This window comes from Bradyrhizobium sp. HKCCYLRH3099, assembly GCF_051167855.1.
Taxonomy (GTDB): Bacteria; Pseudomonadota; Alphaproteobacteria; order Rhizobiales; family Xanthobacteraceae; genus Bradyrhizobium.
Genome location: NZ_JBNPTW010000009.1, coordinates 45,820 through 66,287 on the forward strand (window position 1 = coordinate 45,820; position 20,468 = coordinate 66,287).

17 protein-coding genes are annotated in these 20,468 nt (G+C 64.9%); 7 read left to right on the top strand and 10 right to left on the bottom strand.

What is annotated here, in order from left to right:
- The first annotated feature begins 14 nt into the window (after positions 1–14).
- Positions 15–830: an exodeoxyribonuclease III gene (locus ACQR1Y_RS18610; RefSeq protein ID WP_434877778.1), complete on the top strand. Its 816-nt coding sequence runs from the start codon at positions 15–17 to the stop codon at positions 828–830.
- Between the two features lie 221 nt (positions 831–1,051).
- On the opposite strand, the gene ACQR1Y_RS18615 is transcribed toward ACQR1Y_RS18610, so the two are convergent.
- Both ACQR1Y_RS18615 and ACQR1Y_RS18620 read right to left on the bottom strand, forming a co-directional pair.
- The gene (locus tag ACQR1Y_RS18615) at positions 1,052–1,495 is read right to left on the bottom strand and encodes a cyclic nucleotide-binding domain-containing protein (protein ID WP_434857961.1); all 444 of its coding nucleotides are present in this window, start codon (positions 1,493–1,495) and stop codon (positions 1,052–1,054) included.
- Between the two features lie 66 nt (positions 1,496–1,561).
- On the bottom strand, positions 1,562–2,248 hold the full coding sequence (locus ACQR1Y_RS18620; protein WP_006612692.1) for a response regulator transcription factor: 687 nt from the start codon (positions 2,246–2,248) through the stop codon (positions 1,562–1,564).
- Positions 2,249–2,522: 274 nt separating this feature from the next.
- On the opposite strand from ACQR1Y_RS18620, the gene ACQR1Y_RS18625 reads away from it, so the two are divergent.
- Together ACQR1Y_RS18625 and ACQR1Y_RS18630 are read left to right on the top strand one after the other, a co-directional pair.
- Complete coding sequence (locus ACQR1Y_RS18625; RefSeq protein WP_434877777.1) at positions 2,523–3,044, top strand: L,D-transpeptidase family protein; 522 nt, start codon at positions 2,523–2,525, stop codon at positions 3,042–3,044.
- 28 nt (positions 3,045–3,072) lie between these two features.
- Complete coding sequence (locus tag ACQR1Y_RS18630) at positions 3,073–3,858, top strand: 2-keto-4-pentenoate hydratase (RefSeq protein WP_434877776.1); 786 nt, start codon at positions 3,073–3,075, stop codon at positions 3,856–3,858.
- A gap of 23 nt (positions 3,859–3,881) precedes the next feature.
- Here ACQR1Y_RS18630 and ACQR1Y_RS18635 read toward each other — a convergent pair whose 3' ends face one another.
- Positions 3,882–4,568 (bottom strand): YggS family pyridoxal phosphate-dependent enzyme, encoded by a 687-nt coding sequence (locus tag ACQR1Y_RS18635; RefSeq protein ID WP_434877775.1) that lies wholly within the window; start codon positions 4,566–4,568, stop codon positions 3,882–3,884.
- Positions 4,569–4,684: 116 nt separating this feature from the next.
- Between ACQR1Y_RS18635 and ACQR1Y_RS18640 the strand changes: the two genes are divergently transcribed.
- Positions 4,685–6,382 (top strand): sensor domain-containing diguanylate cyclase, encoded by a 1,698-nt coding sequence (locus tag ACQR1Y_RS18640; protein WP_434877774.1) that lies wholly within the window; start codon positions 4,685–4,687, stop codon positions 6,380–6,382.
- A gap of 32 nt (positions 6,383–6,414) precedes the next feature.
- On the opposite strand, the gene ACQR1Y_RS18645 is transcribed toward ACQR1Y_RS18640, so the two are convergent.
- Positions 6,415–7,401, bottom strand: coding sequence for a GGDEF domain-containing protein (locus ACQR1Y_RS18645; RefSeq protein WP_434858291.1), 987 nt, complete (start codon positions 7,399–7,401; stop codon positions 6,415–6,417).
- 324 nt (positions 7,402–7,725) lie between these two features.
- Between ACQR1Y_RS18645 and leuS the strand changes: the two genes are divergently transcribed.
- From leuS to holA, 3 genes are read left to right on the top strand one after another with little or no spacing between them, the layout of a single operon-like run.
- Complete coding sequence (gene leuS / locus ACQR1Y_RS18650) at positions 7,726–10,350, top strand: leucine--tRNA ligase (RefSeq protein WP_434877773.1); 2,625 nt, start codon at positions 7,726–7,728, stop codon at positions 10,348–10,350.
- Positions 10,337–10,888 (top strand): LPS assembly lipoprotein LptE, encoded by a 552-nt coding sequence (gene lptE, locus ACQR1Y_RS18655; RefSeq protein WP_434857955.1) that lies wholly within the window; start codon positions 10,337–10,339, stop codon positions 10,886–10,888. Before leuS ends, lptE begins: the two co-directional genes overlap by 14 nt.
- An 18-nt stretch (positions 10,889–10,906) precedes the next feature.
- Positions 10,907–11,935, top strand: a complete 1,029-nt coding sequence (holA, locus tag ACQR1Y_RS18660; RefSeq protein ID WP_434857954.1) for a DNA polymerase III subunit delta — start codon at positions 10,907–10,909, stop codon at positions 11,933–11,935.
- Between the two features lie 457 nt (positions 11,936–12,392).
- On the opposite strand, the gene ACQR1Y_RS18665 is transcribed toward holA, so the two are convergent.
- The 6 genes from ACQR1Y_RS18665 to rho all read right to left on the bottom strand — a co-directional run bounded on the left by ACQR1Y_RS18665 (position 12,393) and on the right by rho (position 20,373).
- A complete protein-coding gene (locus ACQR1Y_RS18665; protein WP_434877772.1) occupies positions 12,393–13,289 on the bottom strand; it encodes a ParB/RepB/Spo0J family partition protein in 897 nt (298 codons plus the stop codon).
- 161 nt (positions 13,290–13,450) lie between these two features.
- Complete coding sequence (locus ACQR1Y_RS18670; protein ID WP_434877771.1) at positions 13,451–14,302, bottom strand: ParA family protein; 852 nt, start codon at positions 14,300–14,302, stop codon at positions 13,451–13,453.
- 30 nt (positions 14,303–14,332) lie between these two features.
- Positions 14,333–15,001, bottom strand: a complete 669-nt coding sequence (rsmG, locus tag ACQR1Y_RS18675; protein WP_434857952.1) for a 16S rRNA (guanine(527)-N(7))-methyltransferase RsmG — start codon at positions 14,999–15,001, stop codon at positions 14,333–14,335.
- Between the two features lie 10 nt (positions 15,002–15,011).
- The gene (mnmG, locus tag ACQR1Y_RS18680; protein WP_434877815.1) at positions 15,012–16,886 is read right to left on the bottom strand and encodes a tRNA uridine-5-carboxymethylaminomethyl(34) synthesis enzyme MnmG; all 1,875 of its coding nucleotides are present in this window, start codon (positions 16,884–16,886) and stop codon (positions 15,012–15,014) included.
- Between the two features lie 231 nt (positions 16,887–17,117).
- Complete coding sequence (mnmE, locus tag ACQR1Y_RS18685; protein ID WP_434877814.1) at positions 17,118–18,452, bottom strand: tRNA uridine-5-carboxymethylaminomethyl(34) synthesis GTPase MnmE; 1,335 nt, start codon at positions 18,450–18,452, stop codon at positions 17,118–17,120.
- 655 nt (positions 18,453–19,107) lie between these two features.
- Positions 19,108–20,373 carry a transcription termination factor Rho gene (gene rho, locus ACQR1Y_RS18690; RefSeq protein WP_434857950.1) on the bottom strand — a complete coding sequence of 422 codons (1,266 nt, stop codon included), beginning with the start codon at positions 20,371–20,373 and terminating at the stop codon, positions 19,108–19,110.
- Positions 20,374–20,468: the final 95 nt, after the last annotated feature.

Consider the following 20,468-nt stretch of genomic DNA (forward strand, 5'->3'; position numbering starts at 1 on the left):
CTATCGCAGATCTCATGCGTCTCGTCCTGACCACCTGGAACATCAATTCGGTGCGCCTGCGCATCGATCTCGTCGCCAAGCTCATCAAGCAGGTCCGGCCCGATGTGCTGTGCCTGCAGGAGACCAAGTGCATCGATGATGCCTTCCCGCTGAAGCGCTTCAAGCGGCTCGGCTATGAGCACATCGCGCTGAACGGGCAGAAGGGCTATCACGGCGTCGCCGTGATCTCGAAATGGCCGTTCGAGACGACGAACGTCCGGACCTTCTGCGACAAGGTGGATTCGCGTCACATCAGCGTGGCGTTCGGCGAGAAGGCGCAGCTCGCGCAGCCGCTGGTGCTGCATAATTTCTACGTGCCGGCCGGCGGCGACATTCCCGATCCCGCGCTCAATCCGAAATTCGAGCACAAGCTGCAATTCCTCGACGAGATGAAGGCGTGCGAGCCGCTGCATCCGCGCGGCGACGACCGCCACATCCTGGTCGGCGATCTCAACGTCGCGCCGCATGAGCACGACGTGTGGTCGCACAAGCAACTCCTGAAGGTGGTGTCGCACACACCGATCGAGACCGAGAAGCTGCTGGCGGCGCAGAGCCATGGCGAATGGGTCGATGTCGCGCGCGAGCGCATCCCGATGTCGGAGAAGGTCTACACGTGGTGGAGCTACCGCGCCGCCGACTGGACCGTCGGCGACCGCGGCCGACGGCTCGACCACATCTGGGTATCGCGGGCGCTGAAGGACCGCGTCAGCGACTTCAAGATCCTGCGCGATGCGCGGAGCTGGGAGCGGCCATCGGACCATGTGCCGGTGACGGTGACGCTGGACGTGTAGTTAGCCGCTTCGGTGTGAGCTGACTCGTGGCGCCTTCGCCGTCATTCCGGGGCAATCGACAAGGCGCAGTCGCAAAGCGACGGCGCTTTGGCGATTGAACCCGGAATCTCGAGCTTGTTGAAATGGGCGCAAGACAAGCTCGGGATTCCGGGTTCAAGGCCTGCGGCCTTGCCCCGGAATGACGGGGGATCAGATGTGCAACCGCTCTCTCAGCCGTGCGCTCACGACATCAGCTTCGCGCCGGCCATCATGATGTCGTTGGCGATCCGGCTGGCGCGGTGGGCGAACTCGTCGCGGAGCCGCCGGGCGGCCATCGCATCGCTTTCGAGCACGCGTTGGAACAGGCTGCGCGAGATGCGCACCACGGTCGAATATTCCAAGGCGGTCGCGGTGGCCGGGCGCCGCATCTCGACCAGCAGCGCGAGTTCGCCGATCAGCATCGTCGGCGTGGCGACGATCTCGGCACCGGCTTCGTCATTGATGCGCAGCGCGCCGCGCTGGACGACATAGCCGCAATCGGCGGTGTCGCCCTCGCGGAACAGCGTTTCGCCGCTCTGGACGTTACGCTGCTCGGAGCCGATCGCGATCATGCGCAGTGAGTCGCTTCCCAAAAGGCGCAAGGTTGGGACGCGCTCCAATAGCGCAATATCGTCTTCGATCGACATCTAGGGCCCGGGGAAGGCGGAATGGAACCAATAACATAAATGGCGAAACCGCCATCCCCGAACCTATCACGGTACCAACTTGTATCCACCGGCCTCGGTGACGAGAATCTCGGGATTCGCGGCATCTTTCTCGATCTTCTGCCGCAGACGGTAAATATGCGTTTCCAGCGTATGGGTTGTAACGCCGGAATTGTAGCCCCAGACCTCCTGCAGCAGGGTCTCGCGCGACACCGGCTGCTGGCCGGCGCGGTAGAGGAAGCGAAGGATCGCGGTTTCCTTTTCCGTCAGGCGGACCTTCCGGGCGTTGGCGCCGGTCAGCATCTTCGAGCCCGGGCGGAAGCTGTAGGGGCCGACCGAGAACACCGCGTCCTCGCTGGCCTCGTGCTGGCGAAGCTGGGCGCGGATGCGGGCGAGCAGCACGGCGAAGCGGAACGGCTTGGCGACGTAGTCATTGGCGCCGGACTCGAGCCCGAGGATCGTATCCGAGTCGGTGTCATGCCCGGTCAGCATGATGATCGGGGCCTTGAAGCCGCCTTTTCGCAAGCTGCGCACCACCTCGCGGCCGTCGGTGTCGGGCAGGCCGACGTCCATCAGCACCAGATCGGGAGAATTGGCCTTTGCGGCGCTGGCACCCTTGGCACCGGTATCGACGGCCTGAGCCTCGAATTCATCATGCAGCGAGAGCTGCTCCATCAGGGTGTCGCGCAGATCGGTGTCGTCATCCACGATCAGGATCTTGCGGGCATTGGCCATTGTACAATCCTCTAGGTGGCGCCGGCGGGATCAGGTGGGTGGCGCCTTCAACGGTGGGCAAACAGGCTCATCAGCCCTGTTCCGTCTTGAAGTAGGGGGCTGTTATCGATTCACAAGCGCCCAGCACTGTACTCCAGAATTGGGCAGGGAATGAGATGAATGTCCTGTTCGACTCGCGGAGCGGACCATTTGCCGACAATAAGGCAATTCACGGGCAATGCATGGCAATGAAAAGGCACGTTGTTTCATGACATTAGCAAATTCGCCGCGTGGCATGCCAGCAGCCCTTGTGTCGATTCGGACCGCCGCGGGCTCCCGCCAGCGCGGCTGGCTGACAATCTGGGGCCATATCATTCCGGTGGCGCTCGGCCGCGGCGGCGTCCTCGCCAACAAGCGCGAGGGCGATGGCGGTACCCCGCGCGGCACATTCTACCCCCGCCGTCTCTGGTGGCGGGCGGACCGGCATGCCCGCCCGCGGACCTTTCTGCCGGTCCGGCTGATCGGACCCGAGGACGCCTGGTGCGAGGACACCGCCGACCGGCACTATAACCAGCCGGTGAAGCTGTGCGGAGACCAGCCCGGAGACCGCCTCGCGCGGCAGGACCATTTGTACGATTTCATCATCGAGATCGACCACAACACCCGTCCGCGGATTGCGGGGCGGGGCAGCGCGGTGTTCCTGCACCTCGCACGGCCGAATTTCGGGCCGACGGCCGGCTGCGTGGCGATGACCCGGCCGGCGATGCTGCGGCTGTTGCAAAGGATCGGTCCGCGCACCAGGATCGTCATTCAATAAAAGAAGGGTCAGAGACGGGGAGGACATCATGCGCGCAGCGGACAGGCTTGCCGGCGCTTCCGGCATTCTGAACGACCACTGGACATCAGGCCGCAAGCTGGCGGCATTGCCGCCGGATCTTCGTCCCCACGACCGTGCCGAGGGCTACGCCATCCAGGCCGAGATCGAGCGCCAATCGCGCCAGCCGCTGTTCGGCTGGAAGATCGCGGCCACCAGCGAAGCGGGACAGCGCCATATCAATGTCGCCGGTCCGATGGCCGGCCGCATCCTGGCCGAGACCGTGCTGCCGGTCGGCGGCATCGCGTCCATGGCAGGCAACGAGATGCGGGTCGCGGAGCCGGAATTCGCGTTTCGCCTGGGACGGGACCTGCCGCCACGACCGACACCTTATGATGCCGCCGAGGTGCTCGCGGCCGTCGACACGCTGCACCCGGCGATCGAGATTCCGGATTCGCGATTCGCTGATTTCGTCAGCGCAGGGGAGGCGCAGCTGATCGCCGACAACGCCTGCGCCCATCTGTTCGTGCTGGGAGCGCCGACCTCAGCCGACTGGCGCGGCCGCGACCTGGTCGACGAGCGGCCGCGCATCACGTTGCGCGGCGACACCTTCACCGGCCATGGCCGCAACGTGCTTGGCGATCCCCGGATCGCCCTGGCCTGGCTGGTCAACGAGCTGCGCCAGCTCGGCATCACCGCGCGGGCAGGGCAGGTGGTCACCACCGGCACCTGCCATCCGCCGCTGCCGATCGGGCCGGGGGACGTGATGGAAGCGGATTTCGGCGACCTCGGGCGGGTGTCCGTCAGGTTCGAATAACGGAGCCTGACATTGATGCACCGTCAGCGGTGCCCGAAGATCGCCGAGCCGACGCGCACATGGGTGGCGCCGAACTGGATCGCGGTGGCGAAATCGGCGCTCATGCCCATCGAAAGATTCGACAGTCCGTTGCGGGCGGCAATCTTGGCGGTCAGCGCGAAATGCGGTCCCGGCGCCTGGTCGACCGGCGGAATGCACATCAGGCCGGAAATCTCCAGCCCGTAATCCTTGCGACAGGCCGCGAGGAAGGCGTCGGCGTCGCCGGGCGCGATGCCGGCCTTCTGCGGCTCCTCGCCGGTGTTGATCTGGACGAAGAGCTGGGGATGCCGGCCCTGAGCCGCGATTTCCTTGGCCAGCGCCGTGCAGAGACTCGGCCGATCGACGGAGTGAATGGCGTCGAACAGCGCCACCGCCTCCTTTGCCTTGTTGGACTGCAACGGCCCGATCAGGTGCAGCGACAGGCCGGGATGCGCAGTCATCAGCGCCGGCCACTTGCCCTTGGCCTCCTGAACCCGGTTCTCTCCGAACACGCGCTGCCCGGCCGTGATCACCGGCTCGATCGCCTCGGCCGCGAACGTCTTCGACACCGCGATCAGGGTCACCGAGTCACGCGCGCGCTGGGCGTCGCTGCAGGCGCGCTGGATCTGCTGCTCGACGGCGGCGAGCGCGGTCTGTGATGACGAAGACAGGGCGTTGGGGGCATCGGTCACGATCAGGGGTCCGCGGGTCCGGTAGATTTACGGGTTTAGCTGCAATTTTACGGAGTTCGAGAAAGGGTTCTTGAGCCCTTCTCCTTACCCTGCACAGCCGGGGGTAGGGGGAAGAAATGCCAAGCATCCGCTTCAATCGCAATAGAGTGAAGCTGAACCGGCTGATGGGGATTCGCGCCCGGCTGGCGCTGCTCGCCCTGATCCTGGTCGCGCCGCTGATGCTGGAACGCGCCCGCTCCCTGGAAGGCGCCCGGACCCGCCAGATCGCGCTCGCGTCCGAGGAGTTCTTTGCGCTCGCTCGGCAAAGCGCCGACATGCAGCGCGAAGTCATCATGTCGGTCGAGACCGTGCTGAAGTCGACCGCCTATGTCCGCGCGTCCGCGGCCGGCATCAGCCGCAGCTGCGACATGATGCGCGCCAGCCTGCCGGCGACCTTGCCCTGGATCCGCACGCTGATGATCGCCGGCCGCGACGGCCGCATCCAGTGCTCGACCAACAATCAGTATGTGGGGCTGGATTTCAGCGACCGGCCCTATTTCCGCGGCGCCCAGGAAGCGCGCGACTTCGTCTTCTCCGATTATTTGCTGTCGAAGCCGACGCATGTGCCGATCGTGATGGCCGCCTATCCGGTCGCCGCGTTCACCGGCGAGCCCGACGCCGTCATGCTCGCGAGCGTGAACCTGGAATGGATGTCCAAGATCATGAGCAATCTTGGCAACCGTCCAGGCATCACCGCGGTGCTGATCGACAGCGAGGGAACCGTGCTGGCCGCGCCGGCCGGGTATGCGGAACTGATCGGCCGACCGCTCGACAGCGTGCCGCTGTTGTCGGCGGTGACGGAGACCGCCCTGAGCTCCAGCAAGCCGACCGAGACGTTGAGCTTCACGGCAGCGGATGGATCGAAGCGGGCCATCACCTTCACCCGCATCGCCGATACCGGCTCGCGTCTGATCGTCAGCATCGACGAGACCCGCGTCACCGCGGCGATCGACCGCGAGATCCACAATGCCTATGTGCAGGCCGGCCTGGTGTGCCTGATCGTGCTGCTCGGCGCGCTGATCGCCGCCGAAAAGCTGATCGTCAAGCCGGTCAACATGCTCGCCGCGACGGCCAAGCGCTTCGGCCTGGGTCACTGGTCGGCCCGCGTCGCCACCAAGAATCTCCCTTCGGAATTCGTGCCGCTGGCAAGATCGTTCAATGCAATGGCGGCGAAACTCGGCCAGCGCGAGCGTGAGCTGGTCGCCGCCAACGACCGGCTGACGGTGATGGCGTCGATCGACATGCTGTCTGGGCTCGCCAACCGGCGCGGCTTCCAGAACCGCATCGATATCGAATGGGCGCGGGCGCAGCAGACCGGCAGCGAGCTGTCGTTGCTGATGATCGATGTCGATCATTTCAAGCTCTACAACGATACCTACGGTCATCCCGAAGGCGACGCCTGCCTGTCACGGCTGGGCGAGACGCTGGCGGAGATCGCGGGCTCGACCATGGCCTTTGCCGGCCGCTATGGCGGCGAGGAATTCTGCCTGCTGCTGCCGGGAATGAACGCGAGGCAGGCGCTCGAAATCGGCGAGCGGGTGCGCGCCGCCGTGCTGGAGCTCGAACTGCCGCACGCAACGTCGGCGCATCGTTGTGTCACGGTCAGCGTGGGCGTGGCGTGCACACTGCCCAATGATTCGCTGACTCCTGCGGATCTGATCGAGGCGGCTGATGCCGCGCTGTATGCCGCCAAGCATCGCGGACGCAACACGGTCGTCGGACACGGCTTCGGCGACGTCGCAAATGCGAGCAGGGACGTGGCGCGCACCGGCTGAGCCGCAGCCTTGAACCGATCAGCTCGAGCTGATCAGCCGACGGCCAGTTTGCGGTCGAGCTCGAGCTCGGTGACGACGCGATTGCGGCCGAGCTTCTTGGCGAGATACAGCGCACGATCGCAGCGATCGATCAGATCAGCCATCGACTCGCCGAACTGGAATTGACCGACGCCGATCGACACCGTGATCTGCGGCAGCACTTCGCCGGTCGAGCGCCGCGTGAACTGGCAATCGGCGATCGTGCGGCGGATGCGTTCGGCGATGGCCGTGCAGCCCTCGAGATCGGTCTGCGGCAGCACCGCGATCAGTTCCTCGCCGCCGTAGCGCGCCGGCAGATCGTTGTCGCGGACGCGCTCGCGCAACGCCTTGGCCACGAGCCGCAGCACCTGGTCGCCGACGCCGTGACCGTAACTGTCGTTGAACCGCTTGAAGTGATCGACATCGATCAGGAGAATGGCGAGCGGCTCGTCGCGCTCCATCGCCTCGATCTGCGCATGGCGGAAGAACTCTTCGAGCGCGCGGCGGTTCGGCAGACCCGTGAGGGTGTCGGTGCGCGCGCGCTGCTCCGATTTGTTGAGCGAGTCCCTGATGGTGTCGAGCTCACGCGACTTTTCGGCGAAGTTCGCTTCCAGCTTCGCCGCGCGCGCGGTGGCCTGCGCCAGCTCGCTGACCAGACTCTCGATCAGGATCTTCGGATCGACGCCCTGCTCGTTCTGCTCGGCGACGCCGTCGATCGCCGCCATGTGCGTGCGGTTGTCGGCGATGGCGGCGGTCAGATACTGCTTGGCGGAGTCCATGACGCCATGCAACTGCTGCGAGACTTTGTGGACGACGGCCGCTTCCGTTCCCTGCTGACCGATATAGGTATCGAACAGCGCCTGATTGGTCGTCTTGTCGAACTTGCGCTTGTTGCTGACGAGAATGTCGACAGCTCGCTTCAGGTCCGACGCCGACCCCAGCGAGTACTTGAACCACAGATGGAAGTTGTTCGGCGTGGGGGGTACGCGCTGCTGGGCCATGGAACGCATGGCCTTCTCTGCGACTGTCGTCGCATACTCGAAGTCGAGCTCGTCGAACGTAGCGCCGGACACGATGCGGAGTGATCCAAGGATGCGGGCTGAAGACTTGAATATGCACTCAGTCTCCCATTCAAGTCTTAACCGTGCCTCAATCCCACCTCCGACAGTGCGGCCGGAGCCTGCAAAATAACTTGCGATTAGCGCCAGTTAGCAGCTGCACGGAATGGTATCATCATCTGCCGCCCCATTGACCCGCGTGCTGCTTTTGTGGCCTAGTCCGCCGTCGAAAACGACGCGAATCCTCGAAAATTACAAGCGATTTTCATGACAACCGAACGCTACAACGCCCGTGAAGCCGAGCCGCGCTGGCAGCGCCAGTGGGACGAGAAGGCGATTTTCGCCACCAAGAACGAAGATCCGCGTCCGAAATACTACGTACTCGAGATGTTTCCCTACCCGTCGGGACGCATCCATATCGGCCATGTCCGTAATTATACGCTGGGCGACGTGCTGGCGCGCTTCATGCGCGCCAAGGGCTTCAACGTGCTGCATCCGATGGGCTGGGACGCGTTCGGCCTGCCGGCGGAGAACGCCGCGATCGAGCGCAAGGTCGCGCCGAAGGCGTGGACCTACGACAACATCGCAGCGATGAAGAAGCAGCTGCGCTCGATCGGCCTGTCGCTCGACTGGGCCCGCGAGTTCGCGACCTGCGATCCGTCCTACTACAAGCACCAGCAGAAGATGTTCCTCGACTTCATGCAGGCGGGGCTGGTCGAGCGCGAGAAGCGCAAGGTGAATTGGGATCCGGTCGACATGACCGTGCTCGCCAACGAGCAGGTGATCGACGGCCGCGGCTGGCGTTCAGGTGCGGTGGTCGAACAGCGTGAGATGAACCAGTGGGTGTTCAAGATCACGAAGTACTCGCAGGAGCTGCTGGACGCGCTCGACGGGCTGGACCGTTGGCCGGACAAGGTGCGGCTGATGCAGCGGAACTGGATCGGCCGCTCCGAGGGTCTGCTGATCCGCTTCGCGCTGGATGCGGCGACCACGCCCGCCGGCGAGACCGAGCTGAAGATCTTCACGACGCGGCCGGACACACTGTTCGGCGCCAAGTTCATGGCGATATCGGCGGACCATCCGCTGGCGCAGGCGGCCGCCGCCAAGAACCCCGAGCTCGCCGCGTTCATCGCCGAGATCAAGCGCATCGGCACCGCGCAGGAGGCGATCGACACCGCGGAGAAGCAGGGCTTCGATACCGGCATCCGCGCCGTGCATCCGTTCGACCCGAGCTGGACCCTGCCGGTCTATGTCGCGAACTTCGTGCTGATGGAATACGGCACCGGCGCCATCTTCGGCTGTCCGGCGCATGACCAGCGCGACCTCGACTTCGTCAACAAATACGGCCTCGGCAACACGCCGGTGGTCTGCCCGGAAGGACAGGACCCGGCGAGCTTCGTCATCACCGACACCGCCTTCGACGGCGACGGCCGCCTGATCAATTCGCGCTTCCTCGACGGCATGACGATCGCGCAGGCCAAGGACGAGGTCGCGAAGCGGCTGGAGACCGAACAGCGCGGCGGTGCCGCCGTCGGCGAGCGCCAGGTCAATTTCCGCCTGCGCGACTGGGGCATCTCGCGGCAGCGCTATTGGGGCTGCCCGATCCCGGTGATCCACTGCGCCAAGTGCGATGTCGTGCCTGTGCCGGCCAAGGACCTGCCCGTGGTGCTGCCGGATGACGTCACCTTCGACAAGCCGGGCAACGCGCTGGACCATCATCCGACCTGGAAGCACGTCACCTGTCCGACATGCGGCGGCAAGGCCACGCGCGAAACCGACACCATGGACACCTTCGTGGATTCGTCCTGGTACTTCGCGCGCTTCACCGATCCGTGGAACGAGAGCGCGCCGACGACGCCTGAGGTCGCCAACCGGATGATGCCGGTCGACCAGTATATCGGCGGCGTCGAGCACGCGATCCTGCACCTGCTGTACAGCCGCTTCTTCACCCGCGCGATGAAGGCGACCGGGCATGTCGCGATGGACGAGCCGTTCGCCGGCATGTTCACGCAGGGCATGGTGGTGCACGAGACCTACCAGAAGGCCGATGGCACCTTCGTCAACCCGGCCGAGGTCAAGATCGAGATCGGCGGCAATGGCCGCCGCGCGGTGCTGACTGCGACCGGCGAAGACATCACGATCGGCCCGATCGAGAAGATGTCGAAGTCGAAGAAGAACACGGTCGACCCCGACGACATCATCGAGAGCTACGGCGCCGACGTCGCCCGCTGGTTCATGCTGTCGGACTCGCCGCCGGATCGCGACGTGATCTGGAGCGACGAGCGCGTTCAGGGCGCGGCGCGTTTCGTCCAGCGCCTGTGGCGGCTGGTCAACGAATCGGTTGCGGCGGCGGCGGAGGCCCCCTCCTCCCGTCCGGCGACCTTTGGCCCCGACGCGCTGGCGCTGCGCAAGGCCGCGCATGGCGCGCTGGACAAGGTGACCGGCGGCATCGAGCGGCTGCACTTCAATGTCTGCCTGGCGCATATCCGCGAATTCGCCAATGCGCTGGCCGACGTGCTGGCGAAGGCGGCCAAGCCGGCGCCGGACCTGGCGTTCGCGATTCGCGAGGCGGCGGGCATCCTGGTGCAGCTGTTCTCGCCGATGATGCCGCATCTGGCCGAGGAATGCTGGCAGGTGCTGGGCCAGAAAGGGCTGATCTCGGAGGCCTCCTGGCCGCAAATCGAACGAGATTTGCTGGTTGAGGACAGCATGACCCTGGTCGTGCAGGTCAACGGCAAGAAGCGCGGAGAAGTCACAGTCGCCAGCAACGCGCAGAATCCGGAAATTGAGTCTGCCGTTTTGGCCCTTGATGCAGTAAAACTCGCGCTGGATGGCAAGCCCGTCCGCAAGGTGATCATTGTTCCCAAGAGGATCGTGAATGTCGTCGGCTAGGTTTCGGATCGCTGCACGCCTTCTCGCCGTGGCCGCGTTGGCTGGGCTGACGGCTGGCTGCTTCCAGCCGATGTATGCCGAGCATGCCGACGGCACCCCTGCCCTGCGCGACAAGCTGATGGGCATCGAGCTGCCGCCGGTCGACAAGCCGAACGCCTCGCCCGAGGCGCGCATCGGCGTGGGCATCCGCAACGCGCTTGCCTTCAAGCTCTATGGCACTGCCACGGGGACGGCGCCGACGCACAAGCTGGTGCTGAAGTTCCAGACCAGCCGGTCGTCGCTGATCGTGTCGCAGACGACCGGCCTGCCAACCACGGAAAATGTCGGCATCGACGCGCAGTACAATCTGGTCGATCTCGCCACCAACAAGTCGGTGATGACCGGAACGACCTTCGCCCGGACGTCCTACGACATCCCCGGCTCTTACCAGCGCTTCGCCCGCCAGCGCGCGTTCAACGACGCCGAGGACCGGGCGGCCGAGCAGATTGCCGAGAACATCAAGACCCGGCTCGCGGCCTTCTTCACCGCGGGCACCTGACGCACGGCTGACACCGCCGTGGTCGCGCTGCGCGGACGAGACATCGACGCCTTCCTCGCCAGGCCGGACGCGGCCCGTCCGCTGATCCTGCTGTATGGCCCGGATGCCGGCTTGGTCCGCGAGCGGGCCGAGGCGCTGATCGCCTCCGCCGTCGACAATCCCGACGATCCGTTTTCCGTGGTCCGGCTCGACGGCGACGAGCTCGCCGCCGAGCCGTCGCGGCTGGTCGACGAGGCCATGACCGTGCCGCTGTTCGGCGGCCGCCGCGCCATTCGGGTGCGGGCCGGCTCTCGGACCTTTGCCAGCGGGGTCGAGACGCTCACGCAGATGAGCGTGCGCGACTGCCGTATCGTCATCGAGGCCGGCGACATACGGCCGGATTCGCCCTTGCGCAAGATTTGCGAAAAGGCCGCGAGTGCGGTGGCGATCGGCTGCTATCCGGACACCGAGCGTGATCTCGCCAAGCTGATCGATGACGAATTGCGCATCGCGAGCTTGCGCATCTCGCAGGACGCGCGCGCCTATCTGATGGCGCTGCTCGGCGGCGACCGCCAGGCGTCCCGCAACGAAGTGCGCAAGCTGACCTTGTTCGCACATGGCGAAGGCGAGGTGACGCTCGACCACGTCATGGCCGTGGTCGCCGACGCCTCGGAGATGAAGCTCGACCCGATCGTCGACGGCGCCTTCGGTGGCAAGCCCGATGTGGTCGAGACCGAGTTCGGTAAGGCGATGATCGCCGGCACCTATCCCGGGGTCATCATCTCCGCGGCGCAGCGGCATGCTGCATGGCTGCACAAATCAGCCCTGGCCGTCGCCTCGGGCGCATCGATCTCCAGCATTCTGGAAGGCGGCTTCCCGCGGCTGCACTTCTCGCGCAAGCCGAGCGCAGAAACCGCGCTGCGCAACTTCTCCCCTGCCCGGCTGCTGCCGATCATCGACCAGCTCGCGACGGCCGCGCTCGACATGCGCAAGCAGCCGGGATTGGCGGCGGCGATCGCGCAGCGGACGCTGCTGTCGATCGCGGTGGCGGCGCGGCGCAAGGGGTGATGGGGTTCGGGACGCTGACGCGCTCAAGCGGCGCCGACAATCGCAGTCCCAGTGGACACCAGAGATCGCACTATTATCTCCGCGGTCATTCCGGGGCGCCCGAAGGGCGAGCCCGGAATCCATCGGGCCACAGCATCCGCCGAAAAATGGATTCCGGGCTCGTGCTGCGCACGCCCCGGAATGACGGAGGAGAGAGCGAGGCTCACCTTGAACAGTCGCGACCAGGACAGACGTTCGCACACGTGTCGTTAGTTGAGTAGCTCTTCCCCGCTATTTGCTCGTCATGCCCGGGCTTGACCCGGGCATCCATCCTCTTCGCCGAGGTCGCCTCAAAAAATGGATGGCCGGGTCAAGTCCGGCCATGACGAGAGGTGAGAGTGGAGCAACAAACTAACAGAGGATGACGCGGGTGCTAGGCGCGGCTACGGCAGCGCGCGCGGCACCACTGACCTCACACCTAACCCTGCTCCAACCTGCGCATCACCTCGTCGAGCTGTTCGAGGCTGCGGTAGGTGATTTGCACAGTGCCGCCGGGATCGCGGTGGCTGATCGAGAGGGTGAGGCCGAGCGCGTCACCGACGCGCTTCTCCAGGGCCAGCGTGTCGGCGTCCTTCTTCTCCGGCGCTTCACCACCGCCGCTGCTGCGCGGCTTCTGCGGCTTGCGTTCCGGCACGCCCTCCTCATGGGCCAGCGCCTCGGTCTGCCGGACGTTCAGCCCTTCCGCGATGATCTTCTTCGCCGCGCTCAGCGGATCGGGCAGGTTGATCAGCGCGCGCGCGTGGCCGGCCGAGATCGCGCCGGTCGCGATGAAGCCCTGCACCTCGGCCGGCAGCTTGGTCAGCCGCATCATGTTGGCGACGTGGCTGCGGCTCTTGCCGACGATCTTGGCGATCTCTTCCTGATTGCGTTTGAACTCGTTGGCGAGCGCGTGATAGCCCTGCGCCTCCTCCATCGGGTTCAAGTCCTCGCGCTGCACGTTCTCGATGATCGCGAGCTCCAGCGCATCGCTGTCGCTGACGTCGACCGGGACGATCGGCACCTCGTGCAGGCCGGCGGCCTGCGAGGCGCGCCAGCGCCGCTCGCCGGCGATGATCTCGTAGCGGTCCTGCTGGCCCTTGATCGGACGCACCACGATCGGCTGGATCACGCCGTGCTGCTTGATCGAAGCCGAGAGCTCGGCGAGCTCGCCGTCGGAGAACGTCTTGCGCGGGTTGCGCGGGTTCGGCTTGAGAAACTCGATCGGCACCTTGCGCTGATTGCGCGGCCGCTCCGGCGGCGCGCCCGCCTCGCGGCCGACGTCACCGATCAGACTAGCAAGACCCCGGCCCAACCGCGATCGCGACTCGTCCGCCATCGCCTTCTCCTTTGGATTCACATCAAGCTCCGCTCGCGGCCTGCTGCCGATCCGCAGCTTCGGCGCAATATAAAGGGATCGCGAATTCCGCCGCCGGAAGTCGCCGTGATCCTTGAATGAAGACCGGCTGACGCGAGGTCAGCCGGAGACATGGCAACTGATCAGTTGGCGCGCAGATCGCGCTCGCGCTGGATGACCTCGGTCGCGAGCTTCAGATAGGCTTCGCTGCCGACGCACTTGAGGTCATAGACCAGCACCGGCTTGCCGTAGGACGGCGCCTCCGAGATGCGCACATTGCGCGGGATCATCGTGTTGTAGACCTTCGAGCCCATGAACTGGCGAACGTCGGCGACGACCTGGTTGGACAGATTGTTGCGCGAGTCGAACATGGTCAGCACGATGCCGTGGATCGACAGGTTCGGATTCAGGGTCGAACGCACCTGTTCCACGGTCTGCAAGAGTTGCGACAGACCTTCGAGCGCGAAGAACTCGCACTGCAGCGGCACCAGGATCGCGTCCGACGCGGCCATCGCGTTGACGGTGAGCAGGTTCAGCGACGGCGGGCAATCGACCAGCACATAGGTGTAGTCGCTCTCCGGCGAGACGTTGTTGTTGAGGCCGGCGATCGCGTCGCGCAGACGGAAGGCGCGGTTGGCGCTGTTGCCGAGTTCGAGCTCGAGGCCCGACAGGTCCATCGTCGAGGACGCGATGTGCAGCCGCGGCACGGCGGTCGCGACCACGGCGTCGCGCAACGAGGCTTCACCAATGAGCACGTCATAGGTCGAGCAGTTGCGGCTGCCGCGATCGATGCCGAGGCCGGTCGAGGCGTTGCCCTGGGGATCGAGATCGACGATCAGCACGCGCTCGCCGATGGCGGCCAGCGCCGTTCCCAGGTTGATCGCGGTCGTGGTCTTGCCGACCCCGCCCTTCTGGTTGGCGAGCGCCAGGATGCGCGGATGCCCGTCCGGGTGAGGGGCTCTATCTTCTTGATAAATTTGATCAATTACGGACATGCGCGATCGCCATGGTTGTTGTGCGGGAGTTCAGCCTTGTCGCTCGATGCAATCGATTGCGACGATCCAGCCCTGCCCGCCCGTCCGGCTGGAATGAAGTTTCGGCTCAATTTTCCAATACTTGGTAGATTCGGTCAATTCCGCATCTACATCTTGACCCTTGAGAAACAGCGCTTTCGCGCCTTTTTTCACCAGGGGCTCCGCAAAGCCGATGAGTTGGTGTAGCGGAGCCAGCGCGCGTGCGGTCACGCAATCGACTCGCCCGCTCCACTTCTCCACGATATCCCCGATCTCTGACAAATGCACGATCCCAGGTGCGCCGGTGACGCGAATTGCTTCGCGCAAGAACGCCGCCTTCTTGGCGATGCGCTCGACCAGATGCACCTGCGCGCCCGGCCGCTCAGCCAGGGCGCAAGCGAGAACGACGCCGGGGAAGCCGCCTCCGCTGCCGAGATCGACCCAGATCTTGGCGTCGGGCGCGAGATCGAGGAGCTGCAGTGAATCCGAAATGTGTCGCGTCCAGAGATGCGCCAGCGTCGACGGCGCGACCAGGTTGGTCTTGGCCTGCCACTCCAACAGCAGCGCGACATAGCGGTCCAGGCGCTGCTCTGTTTCACGTGAAACGGGCGTGAGCGCGAGCGCCGCTGCCTTGTCGGCCTCGACGATGTTTGGAGCGACCGTCATCGATGTCCGTTTCACGTGAAACGCCTCAGCCCGCCTTGTGACGTCGCGCCTCACGGCGGAGGTAGGCTGCGAGGATACCGAGCGCCGCAGGTGTCATGCCGTCGATCCGGCCCGCCTGCCCGATCGTCCACGGCTTCGTCGCGGTCAGCTTCGCCCTCGCCTCATTCGACAGACCGGGGACCACGGCGTAGTCGATGTCTCCTAGCACGAGACCCTCATCGCGCCGGAAGGCATCGACGTCATCGCTCTGGCGGCGGACGTAGACATCGTATTTGGCATCGATCTCGAGATGCGTAGCGATGGTCGCGTCGATCGTACCCAGCTCCGGCCAGATCGCCCGCACTTCGGCGAAGCTGATCTCCGGATAGGCCATCAGCTCGAACGCCGAACGGCGCTGGCCGTCCCGGTTCAGCGTCAGCCCATGCTTGGCTGCTTCATTCGGCGTGATCGACAGCGACCGGGCCAGCCCACGCGCCGCTTCAAGCGCATCCATCTTGGCACGATGGAAACGTGCGCGATGGGTCCCGACACAGCCCAGGGCGATACCCTTGTCAGTCAGCCGCTGGTCGGCATTGTCCGCACGCAAGGTCAGCCGATACTCGGCGCGGGAGGTGAACATCCGGTACGGTTCTGTAATCCCGCGGGTCACGAGATCATCGATCATCACGCCGAGATAACCGTCTGCCCGGTCGAACACGATCGGCTCCCCGCCTCCCGCCGCCAACGCGGCATTCAGCCCGGCCACCAGCCCCTGCGCGGCTGCCTCTTCATATCCCGTCGTACCGTTGATCTGGCCCGCCAGAAACAACCCTCGCATCCGCTTGGTCTGCAGCGTCGGCTCGAGCTCGCGGGGATCGACGTGGTCGTACTCGATCGCATAGCCCGGCCGGATCATCCGGACTCGTTCGAGGCCCGGAATGGTCGGCAGCAGCGCGAGCTGAACCTCCTCCGGCAGCGAGGTCGAGATGCCGTTGGGATAGACGGTCGTGTCGTCGAGGCCTTCCGGTTCCAGAAAGATCTGATGACCGTCGCGGTCTCCGAACCGGACGATCTTGTCCTCAACTGACGGGCAGTAACGCGGGCCGGTCGACTTGATCTGCCCGGAGTACATCGGCGAGCGATGGACATTGGCGCGGATCACGTCGTGGGTCGCGGTCGTCGTGCGGGTGATGCCGCATTGGATCTGGGGCGTGGTGATCCGGTCGGTCAGGACTGAGAACGGCTCAGGCGGATCGTCGCCCGGCTGCATCTCGACTGCGGACCAATCAATCGTCGTCCCATCGAGACGCGGAGGTGTGCCGGTCTTGAGGCGTCCGAGCTTGAAGCCAATGGCTTCGAGAGACTGCGAGAGCCCGAGCGCCGGCGCTTCATCGACTCGTCCCGCCGGCCAGGTCCTCTCGCCCAGATGGATCAGACCGCGCAGAAAGGTGCCGGTGGTGATCACCACCGCACCGCACGTGAAAGTCCGCCCGTCTGCCAGCTTCAGGCCGGCGATGCGGCCATTCGTGGTGACAAGTTCGTCCGCCTCGCCCTCGATCACGACGAGGTTCGCAGTGTCGCGGATCGCCGCTTGCATCGCCGTGGCGTAGAGCTTTCGATCGGCCTGAGCACGAGGACCGCGGACAGCCGGACCCTTCCGGCGGTTCAGGACACGAAACTGGATACCACCGGCGTCGGCGACGCGGCCCATGAGACCGTCGAGCGCATCGACTTCACGGACGAGATGCCCCTTGCCCAATCCGCCGATCGCCGGATTGCAGGACATCGCGCCGATGGTTGCGAACTGGTGGGTGACCAGAGCAGTGCGTGCGCCCATCCGCGCCGAGGCGGCGGCGCCTTCACAGCCGGCGTGGCCACCGCCGATGACGATGACGTCGAAGGATGTCAGGTGTTGGATCATCGTCGTTATGTAGCGTTTGCCCACGTCACCTGAAAGACGTTTCACGTGAAACACGGCCGTGGAGCAGCCGGAGCCGTTTCACGTGAAACAAAGCGCTCCGACCGACTCACTGTTTCACGTGAAACACTTCGGCGAAGTTCCCCGATCTTGTTTCACGTGAAACATTTGACGATCGGTTAACCAACTCACCTCTCATTAAGTATACTGGCGGAGTCTCCGATCGGGGTGCCCCTACTTTCCGATGCAGAACTCGCGAAAGATGACGTCGAGCAAATCCTCGACATCGACTCGCCCCAGCAGCCGCCCCAGTGCGAGCGCCGCAATGCGCAGCTCCTCGGCCACGAGCTCTTCGCCCCTCCCCACAGCGTTCAGACTCCGCCGCAGTGCCTCCGCGGTCTGCTGCAATGACTGCTTCTGGCGTTCCCGTGTGATCAGCCCGCTCTCGGTCGCGCCGAAATAGTCGCGAGCGAAGCCGACCAAGGCTTCCAGCAGAGCCGGCATCCCCGCCCCGCTCTGCGCCGAGATGCCAAACGCCCGGCTGACACCCCCGCCGGAGGTCGACATCTGGTCCGATGCGAGCAGATCGATCTTGTTGCGAACCAGCCAGACGGGCGTCTCCCCCCGCGGCATCGCTTGCGGCCGATCATCTTCGGACATCCACAACACGAGATCGGCCTGCGATGCGCGATCCCGCGCACGGCGGACACCCTCCTGCTCCACCGGATCCTCGGTCTCCCGGATGCCCGCCGTATCGATCAACGTCACCGGATAGCCGTCGAGGTCGAGCTGAACCTCAATGAGATCGCGCGTGGTGCCGGCATGCGGCGACACGATAGCGACCTCGCGGCGGGCGAGCTGGTTCATCAAGGTCGACTTGCCGGCATTCGGCGGACCCGCGATCACCACGGTCAGACCTTCGCGAAGCCGCTCGGCCCGGCCTTGCGCCGAGAGCACGGCCTCGATCTCGCCCAGGAGCTGTCTGATCCGCGCGAGCGCCGGCGCCATCAGCTCATCCGGCACATCGCCCTCATCCGAGAAGTTGATCCCGGCTTCGATCAGCGCGCCGGCCTCGATGATCTGCTCGCGCCAGCTCCGCGCCTTGTCGCCCAGCAGACCCTGGAGCTGCCGCAGCGCTTGGCGCCTCTGGCGGTCGGTGTCGGCATGGATGAGATCGTCGAGTCCCTCAGCCTCGGTCAGATCGATCTTGCCGTTCTCGAAGGCGCGCCGGGTGAACTCGCCCGGCTCCGCTGGACGCAGCTCCGGCATCGCCGAGAGCACCGCGAACAGCGTCGCGATCACCGCGCGGCTGCCATGGACATGCAGCTCGGCGACATCCTCGCCGGTGGCGCTGGCTGGGGCCTGAAACCACAGCACGACCGCGTCATCGATCGGATCGCCGCTGGCATCGCGAAGCAGCACCCGCGTCGCCACCCGCGGCGTCGGCATCTTGCCCGCCAACATCTGAAGAGCTGCGCCGGCGTGCGGACCAGACATCCGGACGATCGCAATCGCGCTTGGCAGCCGTCCCGAGGACAGTGCGAAGATGGTCTGGTCGTGCGGATGCATGATGTTCAATTGGGCTCGGCGATCCAGAAAGACAATCGGTTTACACCGGCATGCTTTACGCCAGATGGCGAGAGCCGCGTGACCAACCCGAGCATGATGCGATGACGGCGAAAGGCATGATGCTTTCATCGTCAACGTGTCGATGACGGCGACGGACGGCGCGGCGCTCTCAGTCTCACCCTCCCCTGAAGGCGGAGGGTCGATCGCGCGCGAAGCGGGCGAGCGGGGTTGGGTGATGTCTCCGCAGACACCGGTGCAAGTGGAGAGAACACCCCACCCCGGCTCACATGCACTTCGGCATATGACCGACCCTCCCCCTCCAGGCAGGGCAATCGCGTGTGGCGATCGCCGTTTTGGGCTCGTCTCTCTCCACGTCGTCATGGCCGGGCTTGTCCCGGCCATCCACGTCGGCCGGCATTCTGAGAACGACGTGGATGCCCGGGACAAGCCCGGGCATGACGGAGTTACTAGCTTGCAGGATCGTTCGTCGCGACAGCCCGGAATTTCCACATGCGATTGCCCTGCCCCTCCAGGGGAGGGTGATCCCGGCGTTGATCTCGAAGTGACGCCGCAAGGCATCAGATCCGTGCGACGCTCCCAAACAAAAAGGGCGCTCCGAAGAGCGCCCTTTCCAAACTGACTGATCGTATCCCGATCAGGTGTTCATCGACTCGAAGAACTCCGAGTTGCTCTTGGTGCTGCGGAGCTTGTCGAGCAGGAAGTCGATCGCGTCCATGGTGCCCATCGGATTGAGGATGCGGCGGAGGACGTACATCTTCTTGAGGTTCTGCGCCTCGGTGATGAGCTCTTCCTTGCGGGTGCCGGAGCGGGCGATGTCGATCGCCGGGAAAGTCCGCTTGTCGGCGACCTTGCGGTCGAGAATGAGCTCGGAGTTGCCGGTGCCCTTGAACTCTTCGAAGATGACTTCGTCCATGCGGCTGCCGGTGTCGACCAGAGCGGTGGCGATGATGGTCAGCGAGCCGCCTTCCTCGATGTTGCGGGCGGCACCGAAGAAGCGCTTCGGCCGCTGCAGCGCGTTCGCATCGACACCGCCGGTCAGCACCTTGCCGGAGGACGGCACGACGGTGTTGTAGGCGCGGCCGAGGCGGGTGATCGAGTCCAGCAGAATGACGACGTCGCGGCCGTGCTCGACCAGGCGCTTGGCCTTCTCGATCACCATCTCCGCGACCTGGACGTGACGGGCCGCCGGCTCGTCGAAGGTCGAGGACACCACCTCGCCCTTCACCGAGCGCTGCATGTCCGTGACTTCCTCGGGGCGCTCATCGATCAGCAGCACGATCAGATAGCACTCGGGATGATTGGCGGTGATCGAGTGCGCGATGTTCTGCATCAGCACGGTCTTGCCGGTGCGCGGCGGCGCGACGATCAGCGCGCGCTGGCCCTTGCCGATCGGGGCGACGATGTCGATGACGCGCGGCGACAGATCCTTGCGGGTCGGATCCTCGAGTTCGAGCCGGAAGCGCTCGTCCGGAAACAGCGGCGTCAAATTGTCGAAATTGACCTTGTGCTTGGACTTCTCGGGATCCTCGAAGTTCAGCGTGTTGACCTTGAGCAGCGCGAAATAGCGTTCGCCTTCCTTCGGGCTGCGGATGTGACCCTCGATCGTGTCACCGGTGCGCAGGCCGAAGCGGCGGATCTGCGACGGCGAAACGTAGATGTCATCCGGGCCGGGCAGGTAGTTGGCATCCGGCGACCGGAGGAAGCCGAAGCCGTCGGAGAGAACCTCGACGACACCCTCGCCGATGATGTCGGTCTCCTGGATCGCGAGCTGCTTGAGGATGGCGAACATCAGCTCCTGCTTGCGCATCGTGCTGGCGTTCTCGACCCCGTTTTCCTCCGCGAAGGAGACGAGCTCGGCCGGCGTCTTTGACTTGAGGTCCTGTAGTTTGATTTCCCGCATTGGGGGTGGTCCTGTGGAAGCGACTTGGGAGGGATGCGAGGTGGCTGTGGGAAGGCGGACGAAAATGAGGTCCGCAGGTCTAAGCAAGGTTGGCG

Coding starts and splice junctions, on each gene's coding strand:
- lptE (WP_434857955.1), top strand. CDS start 10,337: ATGTCGTCGGCTAGGTTTCGGATCGCTGCACGCCTTCTCGCCGTGGCC.
- ACQR1Y_RS18630 (WP_434877776.1), top strand. CDS start 3,073: ATGCGCGCAGCGGACAGGCTTGCCGGCGCTTCCGGCATTCTGAACGAC.
- ACQR1Y_RS18625 (WP_434877777.1), top strand. CDS start 2,523: ATGCCAGCAGCCCTTGTGTCGATTCGGACCGCCGCGGGCTCCCGCCAG.
- ACQR1Y_RS18640 (WP_434877774.1), top strand. CDS start 4,685: ATGCCAAGCATCCGCTTCAATCGCAATAGAGTGAAGCTGAACCGGCTG.
- rho (WP_434857950.1), bottom strand. CDS start 20,373: ATGCGGGAAATCAAACTACAGGACCTCAAGTCAAAGACGCCGGCCGAG.
- ACQR1Y_RS18670 (WP_434877771.1), bottom strand. CDS start 14,302: ATGTCCGTAATTGATCAAATTTATCAAGAAGATAGAGCCCCTCACCCG.
- ACQR1Y_RS18645 (WP_434858291.1), bottom strand. CDS start 7,401: ATGGCCCAGCAGCGCGTACCCCCCACGCCGAACAACTTCCATCTGTGG.
- leuS (WP_434877773.1), top strand. CDS start 7,726: ATGACAACCGAACGCTACAACGCCCGTGAAGCCGAGCCGCGCTGGCAG.
- mnmG (WP_434877815.1), bottom strand. CDS start 16,886: ATGATCCAACACCTGACATCCTTCGACGTCATCGTCATCGGCGGTGGC.
- ACQR1Y_RS18610 (WP_434877778.1), top strand. CDS start 15: ATGCGTCTCGTCCTGACCACCTGGAACATCAATTCGGTGCGCCTGCGC.
- ACQR1Y_RS18665 (WP_434877772.1), bottom strand. CDS start 13,289: ATGGCGGACGAGTCGCGATCGCGGTTGGGCCGGGGTCTTGCTAGTCTG.
- ACQR1Y_RS18615 (WP_434857961.1), bottom strand. CDS start 1,495: ATGTCGATCGAAGACGATATTGCGCTATTGGAGCGCGTCCCAACCTTG.
- ACQR1Y_RS18620 (WP_006612692.1), bottom strand. CDS start 2,248: ATGGCCAATGCCCGCAAGATCCTGATCGTGGATGACGACACCGATCTG.
- mnmE (WP_434877814.1), bottom strand. CDS start 18,452: ATGCATCCGCACGACCAGACCATCTTCGCACTGTCCTCGGGACGGCTG.